We start from the raw sequence: 20,351 nt of genomic DNA on the forward strand, positions 1-20,351 counted from the left end.
GTCAATTTTCTTTGAAATACATTCGGGTTGACAGTGCCAAATCTAGTACGTATAATCCAACTTTGTATTAAGGAGGCGTTTTTTCATGTCAAATAATTCCATGAAAAACTTGTTCTTAGGATCATTGAGGAGTAAGCAAACAGTGATAAGCATTATTTCACTTGTCCTGTTTGTATCTGTAATTTCATTTGTACTTTATCAAGGTACTAAAAAGTCCGTAACGCTTGATGCGAACGGAGAAACAATCGAAGTAACAACACATGCCAAAACTGTAGAACAATTATTACAAGATCAAAATATAGACGTAGCAGAGCATGACAAAATATCACCCTCTCTGAACACCAAAATTGTTAATGGATTAGCAATTTCATGGGAACAGGCAAAAGAAGTAACTATTTCAGTTGATGGAAATCAGTCAAAAGTTTGGACAACTGAAACACAAGTGAAAGACATTTTGAAAGAAGCAAATATTGAAGTATCAGAGCATGACTCATTAGTACAAGGTCTAGATACAGAAATAGGAGCAGACAACAAGATCGATATTCAAAAGGCGTTTCAAGTATCGCTTGTCGATGGCGTAAACAAGAGACAAGTTTGGTCCACTTCGACTACGGTCGCTAACTTTTTAAAACAACAAGGAATTCAACTAAATGAATTCGATCGTGTCGAGAATAACCTGAAGGACGTAATCACTCCGCAGAGTAAAATCACAGTAGTTCGCGTAGAAAAGGTTATCGATGTAGTGGAAGAATCTTTAGATTTCGCAATTGAAAAGAAACAGGATGCTTCATTGCAAAAAGGAAAACAAAAAGTTGTAACAGCTGGCCAAAAAGGTTTAATGACTAAAACGTTTGAAGTTGTGAAAGAGAATGGCCAAGTTGTAGCTAAAAATCTACAATCAGAAAAAGTTGTGAAGGAATCGCAAAAGCAAGTGATTGCAGTAGGTACTAAAACTGTAGTAGCTAGTGCTGCGACTGTATCACGTGGTTCATCAGAGCCAGCTAGTGGTAAAGAATTTTATGTAACGGCAACCGCTTATACACCTAATTGTAACGGCTGCTCGGGGATATCTGCCACTGGAATTAATTTAAAATCAGGATCGGGATTGAAAGTAATAGCTGTAGACCCATCTGTTATTAAGCTTGGCTCAAAAGTTTGGGTTGAAGGCTATGGAACAGCTATTGCAGGAGATACTGGTGGTGCAATTAAGGGTAATCGGATCGACATACTTGTACAATCTGAATCCCAAGCTAGTAATTGGGGAGTAAGGAAAGTGCGTGTAAAAGTATTAAATTAAAAAAATTGTAAAATTAATCAAAATGTTTTTCACTATTATTAGCTTTCCTGTTTTGACTGGCGGGAAAGCCTTTTTATTTTTTTAGTAATTTATTTTGGAGAATCGCCAATAACAAAATCAAAAAGGTGAATAGCCGGGTATTTCTGTACAATCGTACAGTGCAGTTGTAAAATGGTCTGAAGATAAGGTAGAAAAGAGGAGCCTTTTTGCAAATAAAAGAAATCATTGTTGTTGAAGGAAAAGATGATACAACAGCTATTAAGCGAGCTGTACAAGCAGATACTATAGAAACAAATGGATCGGCTATTTCAGAGGAAACACTAAAGAGAATTCAACATGCACAGGATAAAAGAGGTGTTATTGTTTTTACTGATCCAGATTATCCAGGACGTCGAATTCGTTCCATTATCGAGGAGCATGTAAAAGGTGTAAAACACGCTTTTTTACCGAAAGCTAAAACAATTGCGAAAAACGGTAAAGGACTAGGCATTGAGCATGCAGCAGATGAAGATATACGCGAGGCACTGCAACATGTCTATACCCCAAATGAGGTTGAGCCAACCACAGATGACATCACTCTCGAAGATTTAATGACGGCACATTTAATTGGCCATCCACGGGCGAAGACTCGACGTGATCGTCTTGGAGAAATTTTGAATATTGGTGCAACAAACGGCAAACAACTTCATAAAAGATTGAAAATGTTTCAAATTACAGAAAAGCAATTTGGTGCGGCAATCGCACAGTTAGATCAGGAGGAAAACGATGCATAAGGATATTGCAACACCCATTAGAACACAGGAAATATTAAAAAAATACGGATTTTCATTTAAAAAAAGCTTAGGTCAAAACTTTTTAATAGATCCGAACATTTTACGAAATATTGTTAGTCATGCAAATTTAACTGAAAATAGTGGTGCAATCGAAGTTGGTCCTGGCATTGGAGCATTAACAGAGCATTTAGCAAGAAGTGCAAAAAAGGTTGTATCTTTTGAAATTGATCAGCGATTATTACCTGTATTAGAAGACACACTTAGCCCATATAATAATGTAACTATTGTACATTCAGATGTTTTAAAGGCGGATGTTGCTAAAGTAATTCAGGAAGAGATGCCAGGTATTGAGGATATTATGGTTGTAGCAAATTTACCTTATTATGTGACGACACCGATTTTAATGAAATTACTTAATGATCGTTTGCCGATTCGCGGTTTCGTTGTCATGATGCAAAAGGAGGTTGCAGATCGTATTACAGCTAAGCCTGGAACGAAGGAGTACGGTTCTTTATCAATTGCGATTCAATATTATGTAAAGGCTGATATTGCCATGACGGTACCGAAAACTGTTTTTATGCCGCAACCAAACGTGGATTCTGCAGTGATCCGTCTTATTAAGCATGATGAACCTCCAGTAAAAGTAATTGATGAGGATTTTTTATTCGTTGTTACTCGTGCGTCGTTTGTACAACGACGAAAAACAATCTTCAATAATTTACAATCAGGTTTACCAAATGGTAAGGTACACAAAGAAAAAATTATGGATGCTTTAAAAGCGGTAAATATTGAACCAACACGTAGAGGAGAGACCCTAACCATTCAAGAGTTTGGAAAATTAGCCGATGCACTATACCCTACATTTGCAAAGTAAAAAATTTTTGTTAACTTTTTTGAGTATAAGTAAAAAAACATGACTTTTTTATGAAAAATAAGTTGACAATATTTATTAAAGGCTGATAAAATATTATATTTTGTTGACATTTTTGGGCGAATCGCTTATACTATTTATTAGTGAGGTGTAAGCGAAAATGCCAAAAACTTTAGCGGACATTAAAAAGTCGTTGGATTGTCATTTGGGTAAACGTTTGCAGTTAAAAGCAAACGGAGGTCGCAAGAAAACGGTCGAGTGTGCAGGGGTATTGCGTGAGACATATCGCGCTATCTTTGTAGTTGAGCTTGATCAAGAAGACAATACGTGCAAGCGCGTATCGTATAGCTACACAGATATTTTAACTGAGGCAGTAGAGATTACATTTTTAGACGAAGCAAAAGCTGCTATCGCAAAATAGTTTCTAGTACTTTTTTCTATATTTTGAAACACTCATGTAAAAAACTACATGAGTGTTTTGCGTTTTCTGGGGCATACTAAAATCGTCAGTTGTTAAGGAGGAGTTTATATGCCTAGAAAAGGTATCATGTCACCTCGTTTAAAGGAAGAGATCGCTAAAGAGCTTGGATTTTATGATGTTGTGCAACGAGAAGGCTGGGGCGGCATAAAAGCTCGAGACGCCGGTAATATGGTCAAACGTGCCATCGAAATGGCTGAAAGAGCAAGTAGTGAGCAAGAGCATAATAAGTAGCCTCTTTGTGAAAATAGACCACTTATTATTTTGAAACCAATTACAGGGATGAGAACTTCCTGTATACACAACAACACGACTGACGAAAGAGAACCGTTACACCAAATAGGGGTATACGGTTCTTTTTTTCCATTTTCACATGACCATTATGGTAAAATAAAATGAATAATCTTGTGAAAGATGAATGAAAGTTTTCTTCATTCAGAAAATGTTTTATATAGCGAAGTGAACGCCAGCTACTGATGTTTTGTAACAGTTACAGAAGACTCCTACATCTAAAGGCAGAAGAAAGTGAAATTTTTAGTCAGGGTGTATTAAAATATCAAACTGAATGATCTGTCAGTGTTACGGTTTAAAGGACAAGCTAATGCGATAAGGCTTACTAACCTGAATTTTAAATTAGGAGCATTGTTTATCTGTGCAAGGCGAAGTGTCAGCAAATTGCGCTAATGCGTAATTGATAAGTGTAGCTATAAGGAGGAAGAAAGATGCTTTATGTAAAGGCGCCTGCAAAAATAAATTTAACATTAGATGTGCTTTATAAAAGACCAGATAATTTTCATGAGGTAGAGATGGTCATGACAACTGTGGATTTAGCAGATCGTATTTGCCTAGAATCTCGAGAAGATGGTGTAATTGAAATAATTTCTACTGATAATTTCGTGCCAAATGATCACCGGAATTTTGCTTATCAGGCAGCGCGTCTAGTTAAAGATACATACGGCATTGGACAAGGTGTATCCATTACTATAGAAAAAGAAATACCAATCGCAGCAGGATTAGCAGGTGGCAGTAGTGATGCGGCTGCTACACTAAAGGGTTTAAATGAGCTGTGGAATTTAGGATTATCTATAGATGAGTTAGCGGAATTAGGTGCAAAAATTGGTTCGGATGTTTCATTTTGTGTCTATGGTGGCACAGCATTAGCAACGGGGCGTGGAGAAAAAATTCAGGAATTGCCTGCACCACCAAATTGTTGGGTAGTTTTAGCTAAACCTAAAATAGGTGTCTCTACTGCAGAAGTGTATGGAGGATTAAAGGTTGAAGGGTTAGAACATCCAAATACGAAGCAAATGATCCATGCTATTGAAACGGAAGATTATGACCTACTTTGTGCATCATTAGGGAATGTTTTGGAAACTGTAACTTTTAAGCTACATCCAGAAGTAGTAATGTTAAAGGAACAAATGAGGCGCTTTGGCGCAGATGCAACATTAATGAGTGGAAGCGGTCCGACGGTGTTTGGTTTAGTGGATAGTGAAGCTCGAGTGAGCCGAATTTATAATGGTTTACGTGGTTTTTGTGAAGAAGTATATGCCGTTCGGATTTTGGGCGAGCGAAATACGCTTGCTTAAAACCGCAAATTTATGTTAATTTTACCTATAAATATTCGTGTTTAGGAGAGGGTCGCATGAAATGGAAGCGTAGTGAACGACTAGTTGATATGACGTACTATTTACTAGAACATCCACATCAGCTGATCCCGCTAACTTATTTTTCTGAACTATATCAATCTGCAAAGTCTTCTATTAGTGAAGATTTGACGATTGTAAAAGAAACTTTCGAAGAAAAAGGAATCGGGTTATTGATGACAGTACCGGGCGCTGCAGGAGGAGTTAAGTATATTCCTAAAATGTCCGAAGCTGAGGTCCGTTTAGTTATTGACGATTTAAAAGCGGAGCTTGAGCATTCAGATCGTTTGTTACCAGGCGGTTATTTATTTATGACGGACTTACTCGGCAATCCAGATTTAATTAATCGGGTTGGAAAGGTATTTGCATCCGCATTTGCGAATCAACAAATTGACGTCATCATGACTGTCGCAACGAAGGGAATTTCTATTGCCCACGCGATTGCAAGACATTTAAATGTACCAGTTGTTGTTGTTAGAAGAGATAGTAAAGTAACTGAAGGCTCTACAGTCAGCATTAACTATGTATCTGGTTCTTCCAGAAGAATTCAGACAATGGTATTATCAAAAAGAAGCATGAAGAGTGGACAACGAGTGCTTATTACTGACGACTTTATGAAGGTCGGTGGTACTATGAATGGCATGAAAAATCTATTAGAGGAATTTGATTGTCAGCTAGCTGGTATTGCAGTGCTTGTAGAGGCTGAGCATGCAGACGAAACTTTAGTAGATGATTATTATTCACTAGTAAAGCTTCATGAGGTCAATGAAAAAGACCGTACAATTGCATTAAGTGAAGGTAACTATTTTTCTAAAAGGGGAAATGACAAATGAAAGTAGTAGCAACAACAAATGCACCAGCAGCAATTGGACCATATTCACAAGGGATTATTGTCAATGGCATGTTTTATAGCTCAGGTCAGATTCCACTAACAGCAACAGGCGAATTAGTGGAAGGCGATATCGCTGTTCAAACAAATCAAGTATTTGCAAATTTAAAAGCAGTTTTAGCTGCCGCTGGATCATCATTGGACAATGTTATTAAAACAACCGTTTTCATGAAGGATATGAACGACTTTGTTGCAATGAACGAAGTATATGCTAGCCACTTTGGTGATCATAAACCAGCTCGTTCAGCAGTAGAGGTTGCACGTCTGCCAAAAGATGTACGCGTAGAAATTGAAGTTATTGCCATCGTTAAATAAGAAGTTTTAAAGCTCACTAGAAGAGAAGCTCTTTTAGTGGGTTTTTTATTTTCGTTCAGCAAATATTTGTTGTAACGGGCGAAAGCGAAGCAAGTGGCAATCGCTGATAAAGACAATCTGCTAATAAAACTGAAAAGTACAATTATGTTCAAAGTCATACCAATCGGAAAGGGAGACTGACAAAAAATTGTCAAATTTAAAGTAAATTAAAGGAAATATTATACTGTTGAGTATTCAAATTTTTTAGATAATTTGATAGACTAGAAAAAGGAAAATATTCGGTAATAAAGAATATTATATTTTCATTTAGGCATCTAAGAAGAGAGGTGGTGAGAAAATGGAAGTTACTGATGTAAGGTTACGTCGTGTACAGACGGATGGTCGCATGCGTGCGATTGCTTCCATTACACTCGACAATGAGTTCGTAGTTCATGATATTCGTGTAATTGATGGCAATACAGGTTTGTTTGTTGCTATGCCAAGTAAACGAACGCCAGACGGTGAATTTAGAGATATTGCACATCCTATCAATTCTACTACTCGTAATAAAATTCAGGAAATCATTTTAAACGAGTACCATAATTCAAGTGAGGTAGAAGCAACAGAAAAACCAGAAGAATTAGAAGGAATTGGCGTATAGTTAAAAAGAGCTCTTCATAATTGGAGAGTTCTTTTCTTTTTGAGAATAAGAGAAAATGAGCAGTTTTAGGACATACATATTAACATTCGAGCATAAGGTGCATTTGATTTTGAAATTCATGTTTTTGTCAAGTCAACATGCCTTGAAAATAGATGGATTTTGCTATATAGTCATAAGAGAAAATGAGCGTATTGGAGGACTTACAGATGAGCAACATTTTTGCTGTCATTTTGGCTGCAGGTCAAGGTACACGTATGAAGTCCAAATTATATAAAGTGCTCCATCCAGTATGTGGGAAGCCAATGGTACAACATGTGGTGGATCACATTCAAACGTTAGATGTGAATCGCATTGTAACGGTTGTAGGACATGGTGCAGAAAAGGTGAAACAACAGCTTGGCGATAAAAGCGAGTATGTTTTACAGGCTGAACAGCTAGGGACAGCTCATGCTGTACAACAGGCTGAGGCAATTTTAGGTAGCGAAGAAGGGACAACACTAGTTGTTTGTGGCGATACACCACTTATTCGCCCTGAAACGATGCAAGCTTTGTTCGAGCATCATCAAGCAAAGAATGCAAAAGCAACAATTTTAACAGCTATTGCTGAAAATCCAACAGGCTATGGTCGTATTTTACGTGGCGACAATGGACAAGTGGAACAAATTGTTGAGCAAAAGGATGCTTCTGCAGAGCAGCAATTAGTTAAAGAAATTAATACTGGCACATATTGCTTCGATAATAAAGCGTTATTTGAGACATTAAAGCTTGTGAAAAATGACAATGCTCAGGGTGAGTATTATTTACCTGATGTGATTGAAATTTTACAAACACAAGGTGATGTCGTTGAAGCATTTGTAACGGAAGATTTTGAAGAAACACTTGGTGTCAATGATCGTGTTGCGCTGTCTCAAGCAGAGACGCTAATGCGTGCAAGAATTAATGAAAAGCATATGCGTAACGGTGTCACAATTATTAATCCAGAAGCCACATATATTAGTGTGGATGCAATGATTGGTCGTGATACTGTCATCCAACCAGGTTCTATGATTGAAGGTACAACTGTTATCGGTGAAGATTGTATAATCGGGCCTAACACACAAATCGTAGATAGCCGTATTGGTGATCGAACAACTGTGCATTCTTCTGTTGTGCGTGAAAGCGTTGTAGCGGAAGAAACAGCTATTGGACCGTATGCACATATTCGACCACTTTCTGACATTGGTAGCCATGTGAAGATTGGTAACTTTGTAGAAGTGAAGAAAAGTAAACTAGGTAATGACACGAAAGTATCACACTTAAGCTATATTGGCGATGCTGAAATTGGAAGTAATGTCAATATTGGCTGTGGTTCCATTACAGTAAACTATGATGGGAAAAACAAGTTCCAAACAGTTATTGAAGATGATGTATTTGTAGGATGTAATACTAACTTAGTAGCGCCAGTGAAAGTTGGAAAAGGTTCATTTATTGCAGCAGGATCTACAATTACAAAAGAAGTTCCTGAGGATGCACTTGCAATTGCTCGTGCAAGACAAGAAAACAAACCGAATTACGTAAGTAAATTAAATTCAAAATAATTATCAACTAAACAGGAGGCCATCATGCCGTATCATTATGCAAACTCACAATTAAAAATATTTTCACTTAATTCTAATAATCCACTTGCTCAAGAAATTGCTCAAGAAATGGGTGTTGAATTAGGTAAATCTTCTGTTAAGCACTTCAGCGATGGTGAGGTTCAAATTAGCATTGAAGAAAGTATTCGTGGTTGTGATGTGTTTATCGTGCAATCTACTTCTGCACCTGTAAACGAACATTTAATGGAGCTTTTAATTATGGTAGACGCTGTAAAACGCGCATCTGCTCGTACAGTAAACGTTGTAATGCCTTACTATGGCTATGCTCGTCAAGACCGCAAAGCAAAAGCACGCGAGCCAATTACAGCTAAATTAGTAGCAAACTTACTTGAAACAGCTGGTGCAACACGTGTGATCGTTTTAGATTTACATGCACCTCAAATCCAAGGTTTCTTCGATATTTTAATCGACCACTTGATGGCAGTTCCTTTATTATCTGATTACTTTAAAACAAAAGGTATCCCAGAAGATGAAATCGTTATTGTTTCTCCAGACCATGGTGGTGTAACACGTGCTCGTAAAATGGCAGAACGTTTAAAAGCACCTATTGCAATTATTGACAAACGCCGTCCGAAACCAAATGTTGCAGAAGTAATGAACATTGTTGGTAATGTTGATGGTAAAGTGGCAATCTTGATTGATGATATTATTGATACTGCAGGTACGATTACAATTGGCGCGGATGCATTACGTACAGCTGGTGCGAAAGAAGTTTATGCTTGTTGTTCACACCCAGTATTATCAGGTCCGGCAATCGAGCGTATCGAAAACTCTTCGATTAAAGAATTAGTTGTAACAAATACAATCCAACTTCCTGAAGAGAAAAAATCTCCAAAAATTACAGAGCTTTCAGTCGCTAAATTGATGGCAGATGCAATCTCTCGTGTCTATGAAAATAAATCTGTAAGTACTCTATTTGATTAATATAAAGCAAGTTTACCTTGGCTTAATTGTGTCCGGATTTTGAATTACGAATTCGTGATATTAACCGGGGGCTTTATCTTCACTTAGCAGATGTGATGGACCACATCCGCATTCATCTCTCAAGATGAGAGTGTTCTGTTGAATGAAGATAAATAAACGCCACATGCAGTAAAATGTGGCGTATTAAGGACAAATCTACGTTTGCAAGTAGATTTGTCCTTTTTTAGATGTTCCATTTGTGTGAATTTTCTTATAAAAGGGTATAATAGAAACTGTGACTTAATAATATTTACTTTACTTTATAAAAAATAGTTTGCCGCCTAAGGTTGGGATACATTTTGTTAAAACGAAACCGACGCCATGGCGATGAACCAAAAAATATAAAGGTAAATATTATTATAGCCTTAACAAATGTCATTAATTTAACTTATGTAGCGAAAGCGTACAGAAGACTCCTACCTCTTTAGGTGGTGAGATGAATGCGGATTTAAGCTGCTTTTTAGAGGGTATTCAAACACCCGCTGAAAGGAGTAATAATTCGAAAGTAGTGACATTCTAATAAGGCGTAAATAATTTTTTCTTGGAAGGGGAAGATAGATATGAGTACAGTATTAAGTGTTAAAAAGCGCGAAGCTGGGCATCGTTCGACATTAACCCAACTTAGAAAAGGGGGAGCCATTCCTGCGGTTATTTACGGCTATAATTTAGATTCGACCCCAATTTCTATTTCAGCGAATGAATTCAGAAAATCCGTTCAAAAAAATGGGCAAAACGGTGTGTTTTTGATGGAGTTAGATGGGAAAAAAGTGAATGTTGTTGTGTCTGAAATTCAACAATGTTCTATGAAAGATGAAGTAAATCATATCGACTTTTTAGCAATTAATATGTCCGAAGCGATAGAGTCTGAGGTGCCTATTAAACTCGTAGGAGAGTCAGTTGGTATTAGTTTAGGTGGCATATTAATGCAGCCTAACTTAGACGTGAAAATTAAAGTAAAGCCAGCAAATATCCCGGAAGCTATTGAAGTTGATATTACTGAGCTTAAAATTGGTGAAACAATTACAGTAGCAGATATTCGAGATACGACTGATTTTGAGATTATCAGTGAAGATGATCATACATTGGTAACAATTATGGCTCCAGTCGCTGCTGTTGAAGAAACGGCAGACATTGCACAGGAACAAGAGTAAAAAGATATGTTAAGGAAAGGCTACTAAGGAAGACTAAAAACTTCTTTAGTAGCCTTTTGAATTTAATGGACGACATTATTCGTATGTTTGCTTTTGTTCTTTGATACGGCATGTATTATTTTACCGATATGTACGGTTAAAGTGTGGATTTCATATAATATCAAGCCATTATTGAACTTTTACTTTCAAAAACTGTACAAACTGCTTTCTTAGCGTATGGTATGGTAAAATAATGACTATTAGATTTGAAAGAAGAGGGGTACTTATGAAAATTATCGTTGGTTTAGGAAATCCGGGTAAGCCTTATGAGCATACAAGACATAATATTGGCTTCGATGTTATTGATGCATTAGCTGAAAAATGGGGTACACCTTTAACTAATTCAAAGTTTAATGGTATGTATGCAACGGTACATCGTCCTGAAGGAAAGGTTCTACTTGTTAAACCTTTAACATATATGAATTTATCGGGGGAATGTGTTGGGCCTCTTATGAACTATTTTGATATTGATGTGGAAGACTTAATTGTTATTTATGACGATTTAGATTTAGAAACAGGAAAATTGCGCCTGCGTCAAAAAGGAAGTGCGGGTGGACATAACGGTATTAAATCATTAATTCAGCATTTAGGTACACAAGAATTTAATCGCATACGTGTTGGGGTTAATCGCCCACCAGCTGGTATGAAAGTAGCAGATTATGTGTTATCAAAATTTTCAAAAGAAGATCAAGCTATTGTTGGCGAAGCGATTGAAAAATGTGTAGATGCAGTAGAAGAATCTCTTTCAAAGCCATTTCTTGATGTGATGAATCGCTTTAACGGGTAATAATAGATTAAAGCGTAGTGTGGATATTACAGTTGGTTTATGCCTAAGGTTGGGGAAAAATAGGTTAAAACTTATGTTATATAAATAAGTTGATCTTCGTTCCGATTGGGTGACTCCTTAGGGATCAGCAATAAAGGAACAAAGGCTACAACCATCACGTCCTGTGATAACGCTTTCGTGTCCAATATCGTGCCGCTGTGCTTTCGTACAGAAGCATTTGCCGCTGTCGCTGCGTTTTCGCACAGTTGACCTAAGCGGCTTATCGGACGTCCCTAGGAAAGCGCCCGGTTGGTACGAAAATCAACCCCAAGTTTCTATACCTAAATGGCAAGGCGAAATTGGAAGTGCATAATCTGTTTTACAAATGTCTATACTTTAAGTAGTAAGTTGCTTAAAGGAGGATGATTTGGAGATGTCAGTTCGCTATCGATGTCGTCATTGTGAAGTAGAAATAGGAACACTACCATTTGATGCAGATGATACAATTCGAAAACTACATATTTTCGAAATGGGTGAAGCGGATGATTATGTTGAGAAAGATCAGCATGGTCACACGACGGTGCACTGCATTTGTGAGCAGTGTGAGGATTCACTGAAACAATATCCAGATTATCACGCACTCAATAAATGGATTCAATGATTGGAAGGATGCTTTGGCGCACATCATGTGCGTTCAAAGCTTTTTCCATTTAACTTTTTTCAGCAATTGTTTTATGTACCGAAAGCGTAGCGACAGGTACAGAAGTCTCCCATCTTTATAGGTGGTGTGATGAATGTGGTTTTAAGTCATTTTTCAGCGGGTTCCAAACATCCGCTAAAATAGAGGAACTCAGGATAAGAATGATATATCCTGTGAAAATGTCTGAGTGACCAACATCGTGTTGGCCTAAAGCCTCCGGCGGATGTCAGGGAATCGAAAAGGAGTACTTTGTGCAAGAGCAAAGCCGGTTCCGGACGCAATTATGTGGAGGCATAATTGATAAAAAATACAATAAAGATGCATATTATAGTACTAGATTACTAGTAATTGTGAATAGAATTATGCGCTGAAAGGAGCTTTTGACATTGGAAGTTTTACGACAGCTTGTGATGCAGGACAAACATATCGCATCATTTTTACAGGAGATTCAGAGCGGTCATTCTGCAACACAGCTTATAACAGGATTAACAGGAAGCGCGCGCCCAGCAATGGTCGATGCGTTATTTGAATATGTAAAAAAACCTATTTATATTGTATCTCCTAATCTATTGCAGGCACAAAAAATGGTTGACGAGCTGGCGGGACTTTTAGGTGAGGAGCATGTTCATTATTATCCTGCCGATGAGTTTATTGCTGCAGATTTGTCTGTTGCCTCTCCAGAATTGCGAGCTGAGCGTATTGCAACGCTTGATTGCCTAGCAAGAGGCGAAAAAGCTGTTTATGTGATACCAGTTGCGGGCTTACGAAAAATGATGCAGCCTAAAGAGCATTGGCAACAATATTTTTTACAAATTTCAGTAGGCGAAGATATTCAGATTGATGAATGGCTACAAACGTTAGTAGAGATGGGGTACGTGCGTAATTCGATGGTGACAACACCTGGAGAGTTTGCGCTACGTGGAGGGATATTAGACATATATCCACCATATTTAGAAGAGCCGATTCGAATAGAATTATTTGATACGGAAGTTGACTCGATTCGAACATTTTCTGCGGACGATCAACGTTCAATTGATAAATTGCAGAAGGTTCGTATTTTACCAGCGTCAGAAGTTATTTTGACAAAGGAAGAAAGAATGGCATTAGCAGGCCGTTTAGAAGCTGCATTAGCGACAAGTTTAAAGAAGGTCAAAAAGCAGGAGACGAAGGAATTACTGTATCAGCATATTCAATATGATATTGAATTGTTACAACAAGGGAATTTACCGGACTATGTAAATAAATATGGTTCGTTATTATATGAGAAAACATCCTATTTAGGAGATTATTTTGTACAGGATGGCATTGTGCTGTTTGATGAGCTCGGACGTATTCAGGAGGTTATGGATGCCTGGGAGCGTGAAGAGGATGAATGGTTTTTATCATTAATTGAAGAAGGAAAAATGGTGCATGACGTAAAGCCAGCATTCTCCTTGAAAGAAATTTTAGCAATGCTGTCTCAACAAAAACTATATTTCTCATTATTTTCACGAACTTTTGCGGGTGTATCCTTTAATAAGACGACAAACTTTTCTTGCAAGCCAATGCAACAATTTCATGGCCAAATGTCATTATTACAAAGTGAGATTGAACGCTGGCTGCTTGGTAAATTTACAGTACTAATTGTTGCGAGAGATAAAGATCGTGTTAAACGTGTACAGCAAATGCTCGGAGAATACGATATTCATACGACAATTGGTAAGCCGACAGAAGCCGGTATTTATATTGTGGATGGCTCACTATCTAGTGGCTTTGAATTACCACTACAACGCTTGGTGATTGTTACAGAGGATGAGCTATTTAAACAACAGGCGAAGAAAAAGGCGCGTCCTCAAAAAATGACGAACGCAGAACGTATTAAAAGCTATACAGAAATTAAACCGGGCGACTATGTGGTACATGTACATCACGGTATTGGGAAATATATAGGCTTAGAAACATTAGAGGTAAATGGTACACATAAGGATTACTTACACATCCGATACCGTGCAGATGATAAGTTATATGTTCCGGTAGAGCAAATAGATTTAATCCAAAAATATGTAGCATCTGAAGACCGAGAACCGAAGCTACATAAATTAGGTGGAGCAGAGTGGAAAAAAGCTAAAGCAAAGGTATCCTCTGCTGTGCAAGATATTGCTGATGATTTAATTAAGCTGTATGCGAAACGTGAAGCAGAGAAAGGCCATGCATTCGCGATTGACAACGACGATCAGCGTAATTTTGAGGCTTCTTTCCCTTATGAAGAAACAGAGGATCAGCTACGTTCAATTATCGAAGTAAAACGTGATATGGAACGTGAGCGTCCGATGGATCGTCTTGTATGTGGAGACGTAGGGTACGGCAAAACAGAGGTAGCGATCCGCGCGGCATTTAAAGCAATTCAAGATGGCAAGCAAGTAGCTTTCCTTGTGCCGACAACGATATTAGCGCAGCAACATTACGAAACGATTCGTGAGAGATTCCAAGACTTTGCTATTAATGTGGGCCTCTTGTCTCGTTTCCGCACAAAAAAAGAGCAAACAGCGACATTAAAAGGTTTAAAAGAAGGGCAAGTTGATATTGTCGTTGGCACGCATCGGATATTATCTAAAGATTTAACATTCCAAGACCTTGGACTACTGATTGTTGATGAGGAGCAACGTTTTGGTGTAACACATAAGGAAAAAATTAAACAACTAAAGACGAATGTTGATGTATTAACGCTAACGGCAACTCCGATTCCGAGAACACTTCATATGTCGATGGTAGGTGTTCGTGATTTATCGGTAATTGAAACGCCACCAGCGAACCGTTTCCCTGTGCAAACTTATGTAATGGAGCATAGCGGTGCATTAGTGCGGGAAGCTATTGAGAGAGAAATGGCGCGTGGTGGGCAAGTATTCTACTTATACAATCGTGTAGAAGATATGGCTCGTAAGGTTGATGAAATTCAAATGCTTGTCCCAGAAGCGCGTATTGGGCATGCACATGGCAAAATGACGGAATCAGAATTAGAATCTGTTATATTAGCCTTTTTAGAAGGTGACTATGATGTGCTTGTAACAACAACTATTATTGAGACTGGCGTGGATATACCAAACGTTAACACATTGATTGTTCATGATGCGGATCGAATGGGCTTAGCGCAACTTTATCAATTGCGTGGACGTGTTGGGCGTTCTAATAGGGTGGCTTATGCTTACTTTATGTATCAACGTGATAAAGTTCTTACGGATGTAGCTGAGCAAAGATTACAGGCGATTAAAGAATTTACAGAGTTAGGTTCAGGATTTAAAATTGCTATGCGTGACTTATCTATTCGTGGTGCTGGAAATCTACTTGGAGCGCAGCAGCATGGCTTTATTGATTCTGTTGGTTTTGACTTATATTCACAAATGCTGGAAGAGGCGATAGCTGAGCGCCAAACAGGTGTCAAAAAAGAAGAGAAGCCTGACATTGAAATTTTATTGAGTGTGGATGCGTATATCCCGGATGTATACATCCCTGATGGCTATCAAAAAATTCAAATGTATAAACGTATAAAAGCAATGGATCGAGTGGAGGAGTACAGCGAAATCATAGAGGAATTACAGGATCGTTTTGGTGATCTTCCAATTGAAACAGAGCGTTTACTGCGGGTTGCGCGTATGAAGGTATGGGGCTTAAGTACAGGTGTATTGTCTGTAAAAGAAAAGCAAAAAATCATCACAATATTGTTGTCAGAACAAGGTACAGGGCAAGTTGACGGCGGTAAAATTGTGGAAGAATCTATGAAATTTGAACGTGCTGTCGGGTTTGGTATGGATGGTATGCAATTGAAATTAACGATTGATGAACGAAAGTGTGGGAAATATCAACCCTTTGATATTTTAGAAGAAATGATGCATATTATTGCTGACGCAAAAAAACAACAATAGAAAAAAAGCTGATCTTATCTCTAGGATAATGATCAGCTTTTTATCATTAAAAACAAAAAATTACAAGGAAAACTCTGTGAATGTTGTGGCGCTTTATCTTCATTCGTTAATTTTACTGTAGACTGTGTGGCTCCTTAGAGAGCAATATTACAAATTGAGACTCAGGAGCTAGATAGTAGGGAAAATAAGGTTAAAAGTATCGCTTTTTGTTATGGTTCTTTTGTGATAAACATCCTTTTGTCTTATTGACGTAATGGTAAAGATTGAATTATTATTATTTCTTGTTAAAAATATTTTATAAATTATTTATAAAAATTTGTTTTTGTGGTTAATCTAAGATAAGTTGATTGAAGTTGAAAATTCTACAGGTATTTGCTTAGGTTTTTAAGGCCTTTTTGAAAATATTGTTGGGTGTGAAATCCTTTTTCTTCAGTTTTTGCATAGATTGCTTCATAAAAAACCATACTAAAATTGAAAAAATTTCATTGTAGCGAAAGCGAGGATTATGAATGAAGGCAACAGGAATTGTTCGTCGTATTGATGATTTAGGGCGTGTGGTTATTCCAAAAGAAATTCGTAGAACGTTACGTATTCGTGAGGGAGACCCGCTAGAAATTTATACAGACCGTGAAGGTGAAGTCATTTTAAAGAAATATTCTCCAATTAATGATTTAGGAGAATTTGCAAGAGAATATGTGGAAACATTATATGAAACGTTAGGTACTCCTGCATTTGTAACTGACCGAGATGAAGTAATTGCTGTCTCAGGGATCGGTAAAAAAGAGTATATTAATCGTCGTATAACTTCCTTTGCGGAAAGTTTTATGGACGAACGTTCAACAAAAATAGAAAAAATGGAAACAACTATCGAGATTGTTCCTGGACAATATGAGCAAGTTAAGTCTTATTGTGCAACGCCTATTATGGTAAACGGTGATCCGATCGGCTGTATTATCATTTTGTCTAAAGTACATTTTATCGGTGAAGTTGAAGTGAAAGTTGCTGAAACAGCTGCTAACTTCTTAGCTAAACAAATGAATAGTTGATGAGAATTGAAAGTTATTGCGCTGACCTTTTTAGGCTGAACAATAACTTTTTTTCGTACATAGTTATACGGTAGTGCTACCCGCGCGCGTCAAACTTTGGAGATATGCTATACTATTGGCATTGTTAAAGAAGGAAAGAGGGCAATTTATGTCGGAACGTTTTGGCATGAAAAGCTACATGAAGGGAGCGGCCTTACTTACAATTGCTGCTCTTATTGTGAAGGTTCTTAGTGCAATTTATCGTGTGCCTTTTCAAAATCTTGTTGGTGATGAAGGGTTTTATATTTATCAGCAGGTGTATCCGGTTATATCTATTTTTGTCGTATGGACAGCTAGTGGATTTGCAGTCGCTATTTCTAAAATGCTTGCAGATAATGATTGTATTTTAGACCCACTAGAGAGGGATCAAAAACGAAGCGGTATTATGCGTATTGTCTTTCATTATTTAACAGTACTATCGTTATTGTTTTTTGTCGCTTTATTTAGTGGTGCTGAAATAATTGCGCAGCTTATGGGCGATACGCAGCTTGCGCCTATAATACGGACGGGTTCATTTATAGTACTTGTTATGCCAGCACATGCTATTTTAAAGGGTGGGTTTCAATCAAGAGGCATTATGGAGCCGATTGCTTACGCGCAAGTCCTTGAACAGGCTGTGAGAGTATCAGTTATTTTAGCTGGAACATTTATCATTATGAAGACGACAGAATCACTATATAGTGCTGGACAAATGGCTATCATAGGTACAGTTATTGGCGAAATTGTAGGCTTTATATTACTTGCGTTTATTTTTAAAAAACGTTTTGGTTTATTTAATAATAAGAAACAACAGCGGCGTATCGAAAGTTTCCCCATTATTAAAGAGGTAACATTGCTAAGTTTAAGTGTGAGCATGAGTGGTTTATTGTTACTTGGCTATCAGTTAGTTGATTCCTTTACAATTTATTCGCTATTAATAGATGGTGGAATGGATCAGACGGTAGCTAAGGCAACAAAAGGCGTTTATGATCGCGGGCAGCCATTGGTGCAGCTCGGAGTTGTCATTGCTTCTTCACTTTCTCTTGCTATTGTGCCTCTTGTCGCGCATATGTCCAAAAAACAGGAAGGCCGTAGTGCGATTCCGTTTATTCAACTAACGTATAAAGCGTCTGTATTATTTGGCTGGGCGGCATCTCTAGGTTTAATACTCGTTATGCCTTATATTAATGCCATGCTCTTTAAAACAGATGCACTGTCGGAAGTACTTATGGTTTATGTATTACAAATTGTGCCATTGTCGGTTATTTTAACATTTACAGCTATTTTGCAAGGCTATGGCAAATTAAAAAAGCCAGCTTTATTGTTGATTATAGGTTTTATGTTAAAAATAATATTGAATGTGCTGACAATTGATTTATTTGGTGTATTAGGTGCAGCTATTGCTAACAATGTGGGTCTTTTGTTTACGGCTCTAATGCTTATTTTTTATTTAAAGAGAATGACTGCCATTCAATTAGCGTCAGCCAGTTTTTATAAAAAAGTTGGAATTGCATCACTTAGCATGGCAGCTGTAGTGCTAGTTTGGCTACAGTTTATACCACCGTTGTTAAGCCAATTTTTATCACCTCGATTTGTCGCAGTGGTAGTCGGTTTTTCAGCCGTGTGTTTAGGAGCATTTGTAATGATCACCATAATTGCTAAGTTACGAGTACTAGTCGAAAAAGAGTGGTACTTACTACCGTTTGGGCGCAAAATGGCAGTTTATCAATTATGGTTAAATCGAAAAAAGTAGGTGGATTGATTGAATACGTTAACAGTTATAGGTCTAGGTGCGGGTGATTTTAATCAGTTGCAAATGGGTGTCTATAAAAAACTAAAAGCGGCAAGAAAATTATATGTTCGTACAGTGGATCATCCGGTATTAGAAGAATTATCTGCTGAGGGCTTACAATTTGAAAGCTTTGACGCAGTCTATGAAAAACATAATACGTTCCAGCCTGTGTATGAGGAAATTGCAGAAAAGCTTGTGGCTGCTACAACAAATGAAGATGTCATGTACGCCGTACCGGGGCATCCACTTGTCGCAGAGCAGACTGTACAATTGCTTATTGCTGCTGCGGATGAGGGAAAAATAAAACTAGTCATTGAAGGTGGGCAAAGCTTTTTAGATCCAATATTTGGCGCGTTAAAAATCGACCCAATTGAAGGTTTTCAACTGCTGGATGGCACTAGCTTTTCTATGCATGACATTAACATGCGTCAACATATTTTAATAGCCCAAGTATATGATACATTTAGTGCATCAGAAGTAAAGCTAACGTTAATGGAGAAATACGATGACGAATACCCTGTTACAGTCGTGACAGCAGCGGGCTCGTCACAGGAAAAATTAGTAACGGTACCACTTTATGAGCTCGACCAAAGCGTTGAGGTAGATAATTTAACAACGGTATATGTGCCGCCTGTGAAATCACAAGAGGAAGCTTTACGAGACTGGACAACCTTCCGTCAAATTATTGCCGTTTTACGAGGTCCGGATGGCTGTCCGTGGGATCAAAAGCAAACACATGAGTCGCTGAAAAAATATTTACTAGAAGAAGCACACGAATATTTGGCAGCGGTAGATGCAGAGGATGACTTTGCGATGATTGAGGAGCTTGGAGATGTACTGTTACAAGTGTTCCTTCATGCACAAATCGGAGAAGATCAAGGTTACTTTACGTTGGAAGATGTATTGGCTTCGATAAGTGAAAAAATGATTCGTCGACACCCGCATGTATTTGGAGATGTATCGGTGGAAGATGCAGAGGGTGTTGTAGCAAACTGGGAAGTTATAAAAGCGGAAGAAAAGGGTATAAGTGATAAGCCACTATTAAAAGAGGAATACCGGGCGTCCTCTGCTCTACAAACAGCATATAATTATCAAAAAAGAGCTGCAAAGGTAGGATTTGATTGGCCTGATGTAGAGGGTGCATGGGACAAGTTTGCGGAGGAATGGCAGGAATTTCGTAATGAGGTGACGAAGGGTACAAATGCGTCACGTCTTGATGAATTTGGGGATGTCTTGTTCACACTTGTGAATTTAGCGCGTTTCTACAAGCTATCTCCAGAAGAGGCTATGTTACATGCGAATGAGAAGTTTGCGAGACGCTTTGGTTATGTGGAAACAAAGGTAAAGGAAAGTGGAAAGCCATTTTCTGATTATACATTAGAACAATTAGATGCTTTCTGGAATGAAGCGAAGCTGCAAGAAAAGGAGTAA

18 protein-coding genes are annotated in these 20,351 nt (G+C 37.9%); all 18 read left to right on the forward strand.

The annotated features are described in order from the left end of the window. The first annotated feature begins 85 nt into the window (after nucleotides 1-85). The 18 genes from ACIQ7N_RS18445 (at nucleotide 86) to yabN (ending at nucleotide 20,351) form a co-directional block, all read left to right on the forward strand. A complete protein-coding gene (locus ACIQ7N_RS18445) occupies nucleotides 86-1,297 on the forward strand; it encodes a resuscitation-promoting factor (protein WP_132364297.1) in 1,212 nt (403 codons plus the stop codon). Nucleotides 1,298-1,503: 206 nt separating this feature from the next. Then, nucleotides 1,504-2,070: a ribonuclease M5 gene (gene rnmV, locus ACIQ7N_RS18450; protein ID WP_402934774.1), complete on the forward strand. Its 567-nt coding sequence runs from the start codon at nucleotides 1,504-1,506 to the stop codon at nucleotides 2,068-2,070. Then, complete coding sequence (gene rsmA, locus ACIQ7N_RS18455) at nucleotides 2,063-2,944, forward strand: 16S rRNA (adenine(1518)-N(6)/adenine(1519)-N(6))-dimethyltransferase RsmA (RefSeq protein ID WP_402934777.1); 882 nt, start codon at nucleotides 2,063-2,065, stop codon at nucleotides 2,942-2,944. Before rnmV ends, rsmA begins: the two co-directional genes overlap by 8 nt. Nucleotides 2,945-3,101: 157 nt before the next feature. Beyond that, nucleotides 3,102-3,362 carry a biofilm formation stimulator Veg gene (veg, locus tag ACIQ7N_RS18460; RefSeq protein WP_402934780.1) on the forward strand — a complete coding sequence of 87 codons (261 nt, stop codon included), beginning with the start codon at nucleotides 3,102-3,104 and terminating at the stop codon, nucleotides 3,360-3,362. 108 nt (nucleotides 3,363-3,470) lie between these two features. After that, nucleotides 3,471-3,653: a small, acid-soluble spore protein, alpha/beta type gene (locus ACIQ7N_RS18465; protein ID WP_053594103.1), complete on the forward strand. Its 183-nt coding sequence runs from the start codon at nucleotides 3,471-3,473 to the stop codon at nucleotides 3,651-3,653. 488 nt (nucleotides 3,654-4,141) lie between these two features. After that, nucleotides 4,142-5,008 carry a 4-(cytidine 5'-diphospho)-2-C-methyl-D-erythritol kinase gene (gene ispE / locus ACIQ7N_RS18470; RefSeq protein WP_248717603.1) on the forward strand — a complete coding sequence of 289 codons (867 nt, stop codon included), beginning with the start codon at nucleotides 4,142-4,144 and terminating at the stop codon, nucleotides 5,006-5,008. A 56-nt stretch (nucleotides 5,009-5,064) separates the two neighbouring features. Next, nucleotides 5,065-5,898 carry a pur operon repressor gene (gene purR / locus ACIQ7N_RS18475; RefSeq protein ID WP_402934783.1) on the forward strand — a complete coding sequence of 278 codons (834 nt, stop codon included), beginning with the start codon at nucleotides 5,065-5,067 and terminating at the stop codon, nucleotides 5,896-5,898. After that, nucleotides 5,895-6,269, forward strand: coding sequence for a RidA family protein (locus tag ACIQ7N_RS18480; protein WP_132364312.1), 375 nt, complete (start codon nucleotides 5,895-5,897; stop codon nucleotides 6,267-6,269). The genes purR and ACIQ7N_RS18480 overlap by 4 nt, the downstream gene beginning before the upstream one ends. A 337-nt stretch (nucleotides 6,270-6,606) precedes the next feature. Then, the gene (spoVG, locus tag ACIQ7N_RS18485; protein WP_132364315.1) at nucleotides 6,607-6,909 is read left to right on the forward strand and encodes a septation regulator SpoVG; all 303 of its coding nucleotides are present in this window, start codon (nucleotides 6,607-6,609) and stop codon (nucleotides 6,907-6,909) included. 206 nt (nucleotides 6,910-7,115) lie between these two features. Then, a complete protein-coding gene (glmU, locus tag ACIQ7N_RS18490; protein ID WP_132364317.1) occupies nucleotides 7,116-8,486 on the forward strand; it encodes a bifunctional UDP-N-acetylglucosamine diphosphorylase/glucosamine-1-phosphate N-acetyltransferase GlmU in 1,371 nt (456 codons plus the stop codon). Nucleotides 8,487-8,510: 24 nt separating this feature from the next. Then, a complete protein-coding gene (locus tag ACIQ7N_RS18495) occupies nucleotides 8,511-9,470 on the forward strand; it encodes a ribose-phosphate diphosphokinase (protein WP_402934788.1) in 960 nt (319 codons plus the stop codon). Between the two features lie 599 nt (nucleotides 9,471-10,069). Next, the gene (locus ACIQ7N_RS18500; RefSeq protein WP_402934790.1) at nucleotides 10,070-10,660 is read left to right on the forward strand and encodes a 50S ribosomal protein L25/general stress protein Ctc; all 591 of its coding nucleotides are present in this window, start codon (nucleotides 10,070-10,072) and stop codon (nucleotides 10,658-10,660) included. A 265-nt stretch (nucleotides 10,661-10,925) separates the two neighbouring features. Further along, a complete protein-coding gene (gene pth / locus ACIQ7N_RS18505) occupies nucleotides 10,926-11,486 on the forward strand; it encodes an aminoacyl-tRNA hydrolase (protein WP_132364325.1) in 561 nt (186 codons plus the stop codon). A gap of 412 nt (nucleotides 11,487-11,898) precedes the next feature. Then, nucleotides 11,899-12,126, forward strand: a complete 228-nt coding sequence (locus ACIQ7N_RS18510; RefSeq protein ID WP_132364328.1) for an anti-sigma-F factor Fin — start codon at nucleotides 11,899-11,901, stop codon at nucleotides 12,124-12,126. A gap of 425 nt (nucleotides 12,127-12,551) precedes the next feature. Further along, complete coding sequence (mfd, locus tag ACIQ7N_RS18515) at nucleotides 12,552-16,064, forward strand: transcription-repair coupling factor (protein ID WP_402934794.1); 3,513 nt, start codon at nucleotides 12,552-12,554, stop codon at nucleotides 16,062-16,064. Nucleotides 16,065-16,573: 509 nt separating this feature from the next. After that, nucleotides 16,574-17,110, forward strand: coding sequence for a stage V sporulation protein T (gene spoVT / locus ACIQ7N_RS18520; protein ID WP_402934797.1), 537 nt, complete (start codon nucleotides 16,574-16,576; stop codon nucleotides 17,108-17,110). 148 nt (nucleotides 17,111-17,258) lie between these two features. Further along, the gene (locus ACIQ7N_RS18525; RefSeq protein WP_402934800.1) at nucleotides 17,259-18,881 is read left to right on the forward strand and encodes a putative polysaccharide biosynthesis protein; all 1,623 of its coding nucleotides are present in this window, start codon (nucleotides 17,259-17,261) and stop codon (nucleotides 18,879-18,881) included. A gap of 9 nt (nucleotides 18,882-18,890) precedes the next feature. After that, complete coding sequence (yabN, locus tag ACIQ7N_RS18530) at nucleotides 18,891-20,351, forward strand: bifunctional methyltransferase/pyrophosphohydrolase YabN (protein ID WP_402934803.1); 1,461 nt, start codon at nucleotides 18,891-18,893, stop codon at nucleotides 20,349-20,351.

The sequence above is a fragment of the Lysinibacillus sp. NPDC095746 genome, from assembly GCF_044763535.1.
Lineage (GTDB): Bacteria > Bacillota > Bacilli > Bacillales_A > Planococcaceae > Lysinibacillus.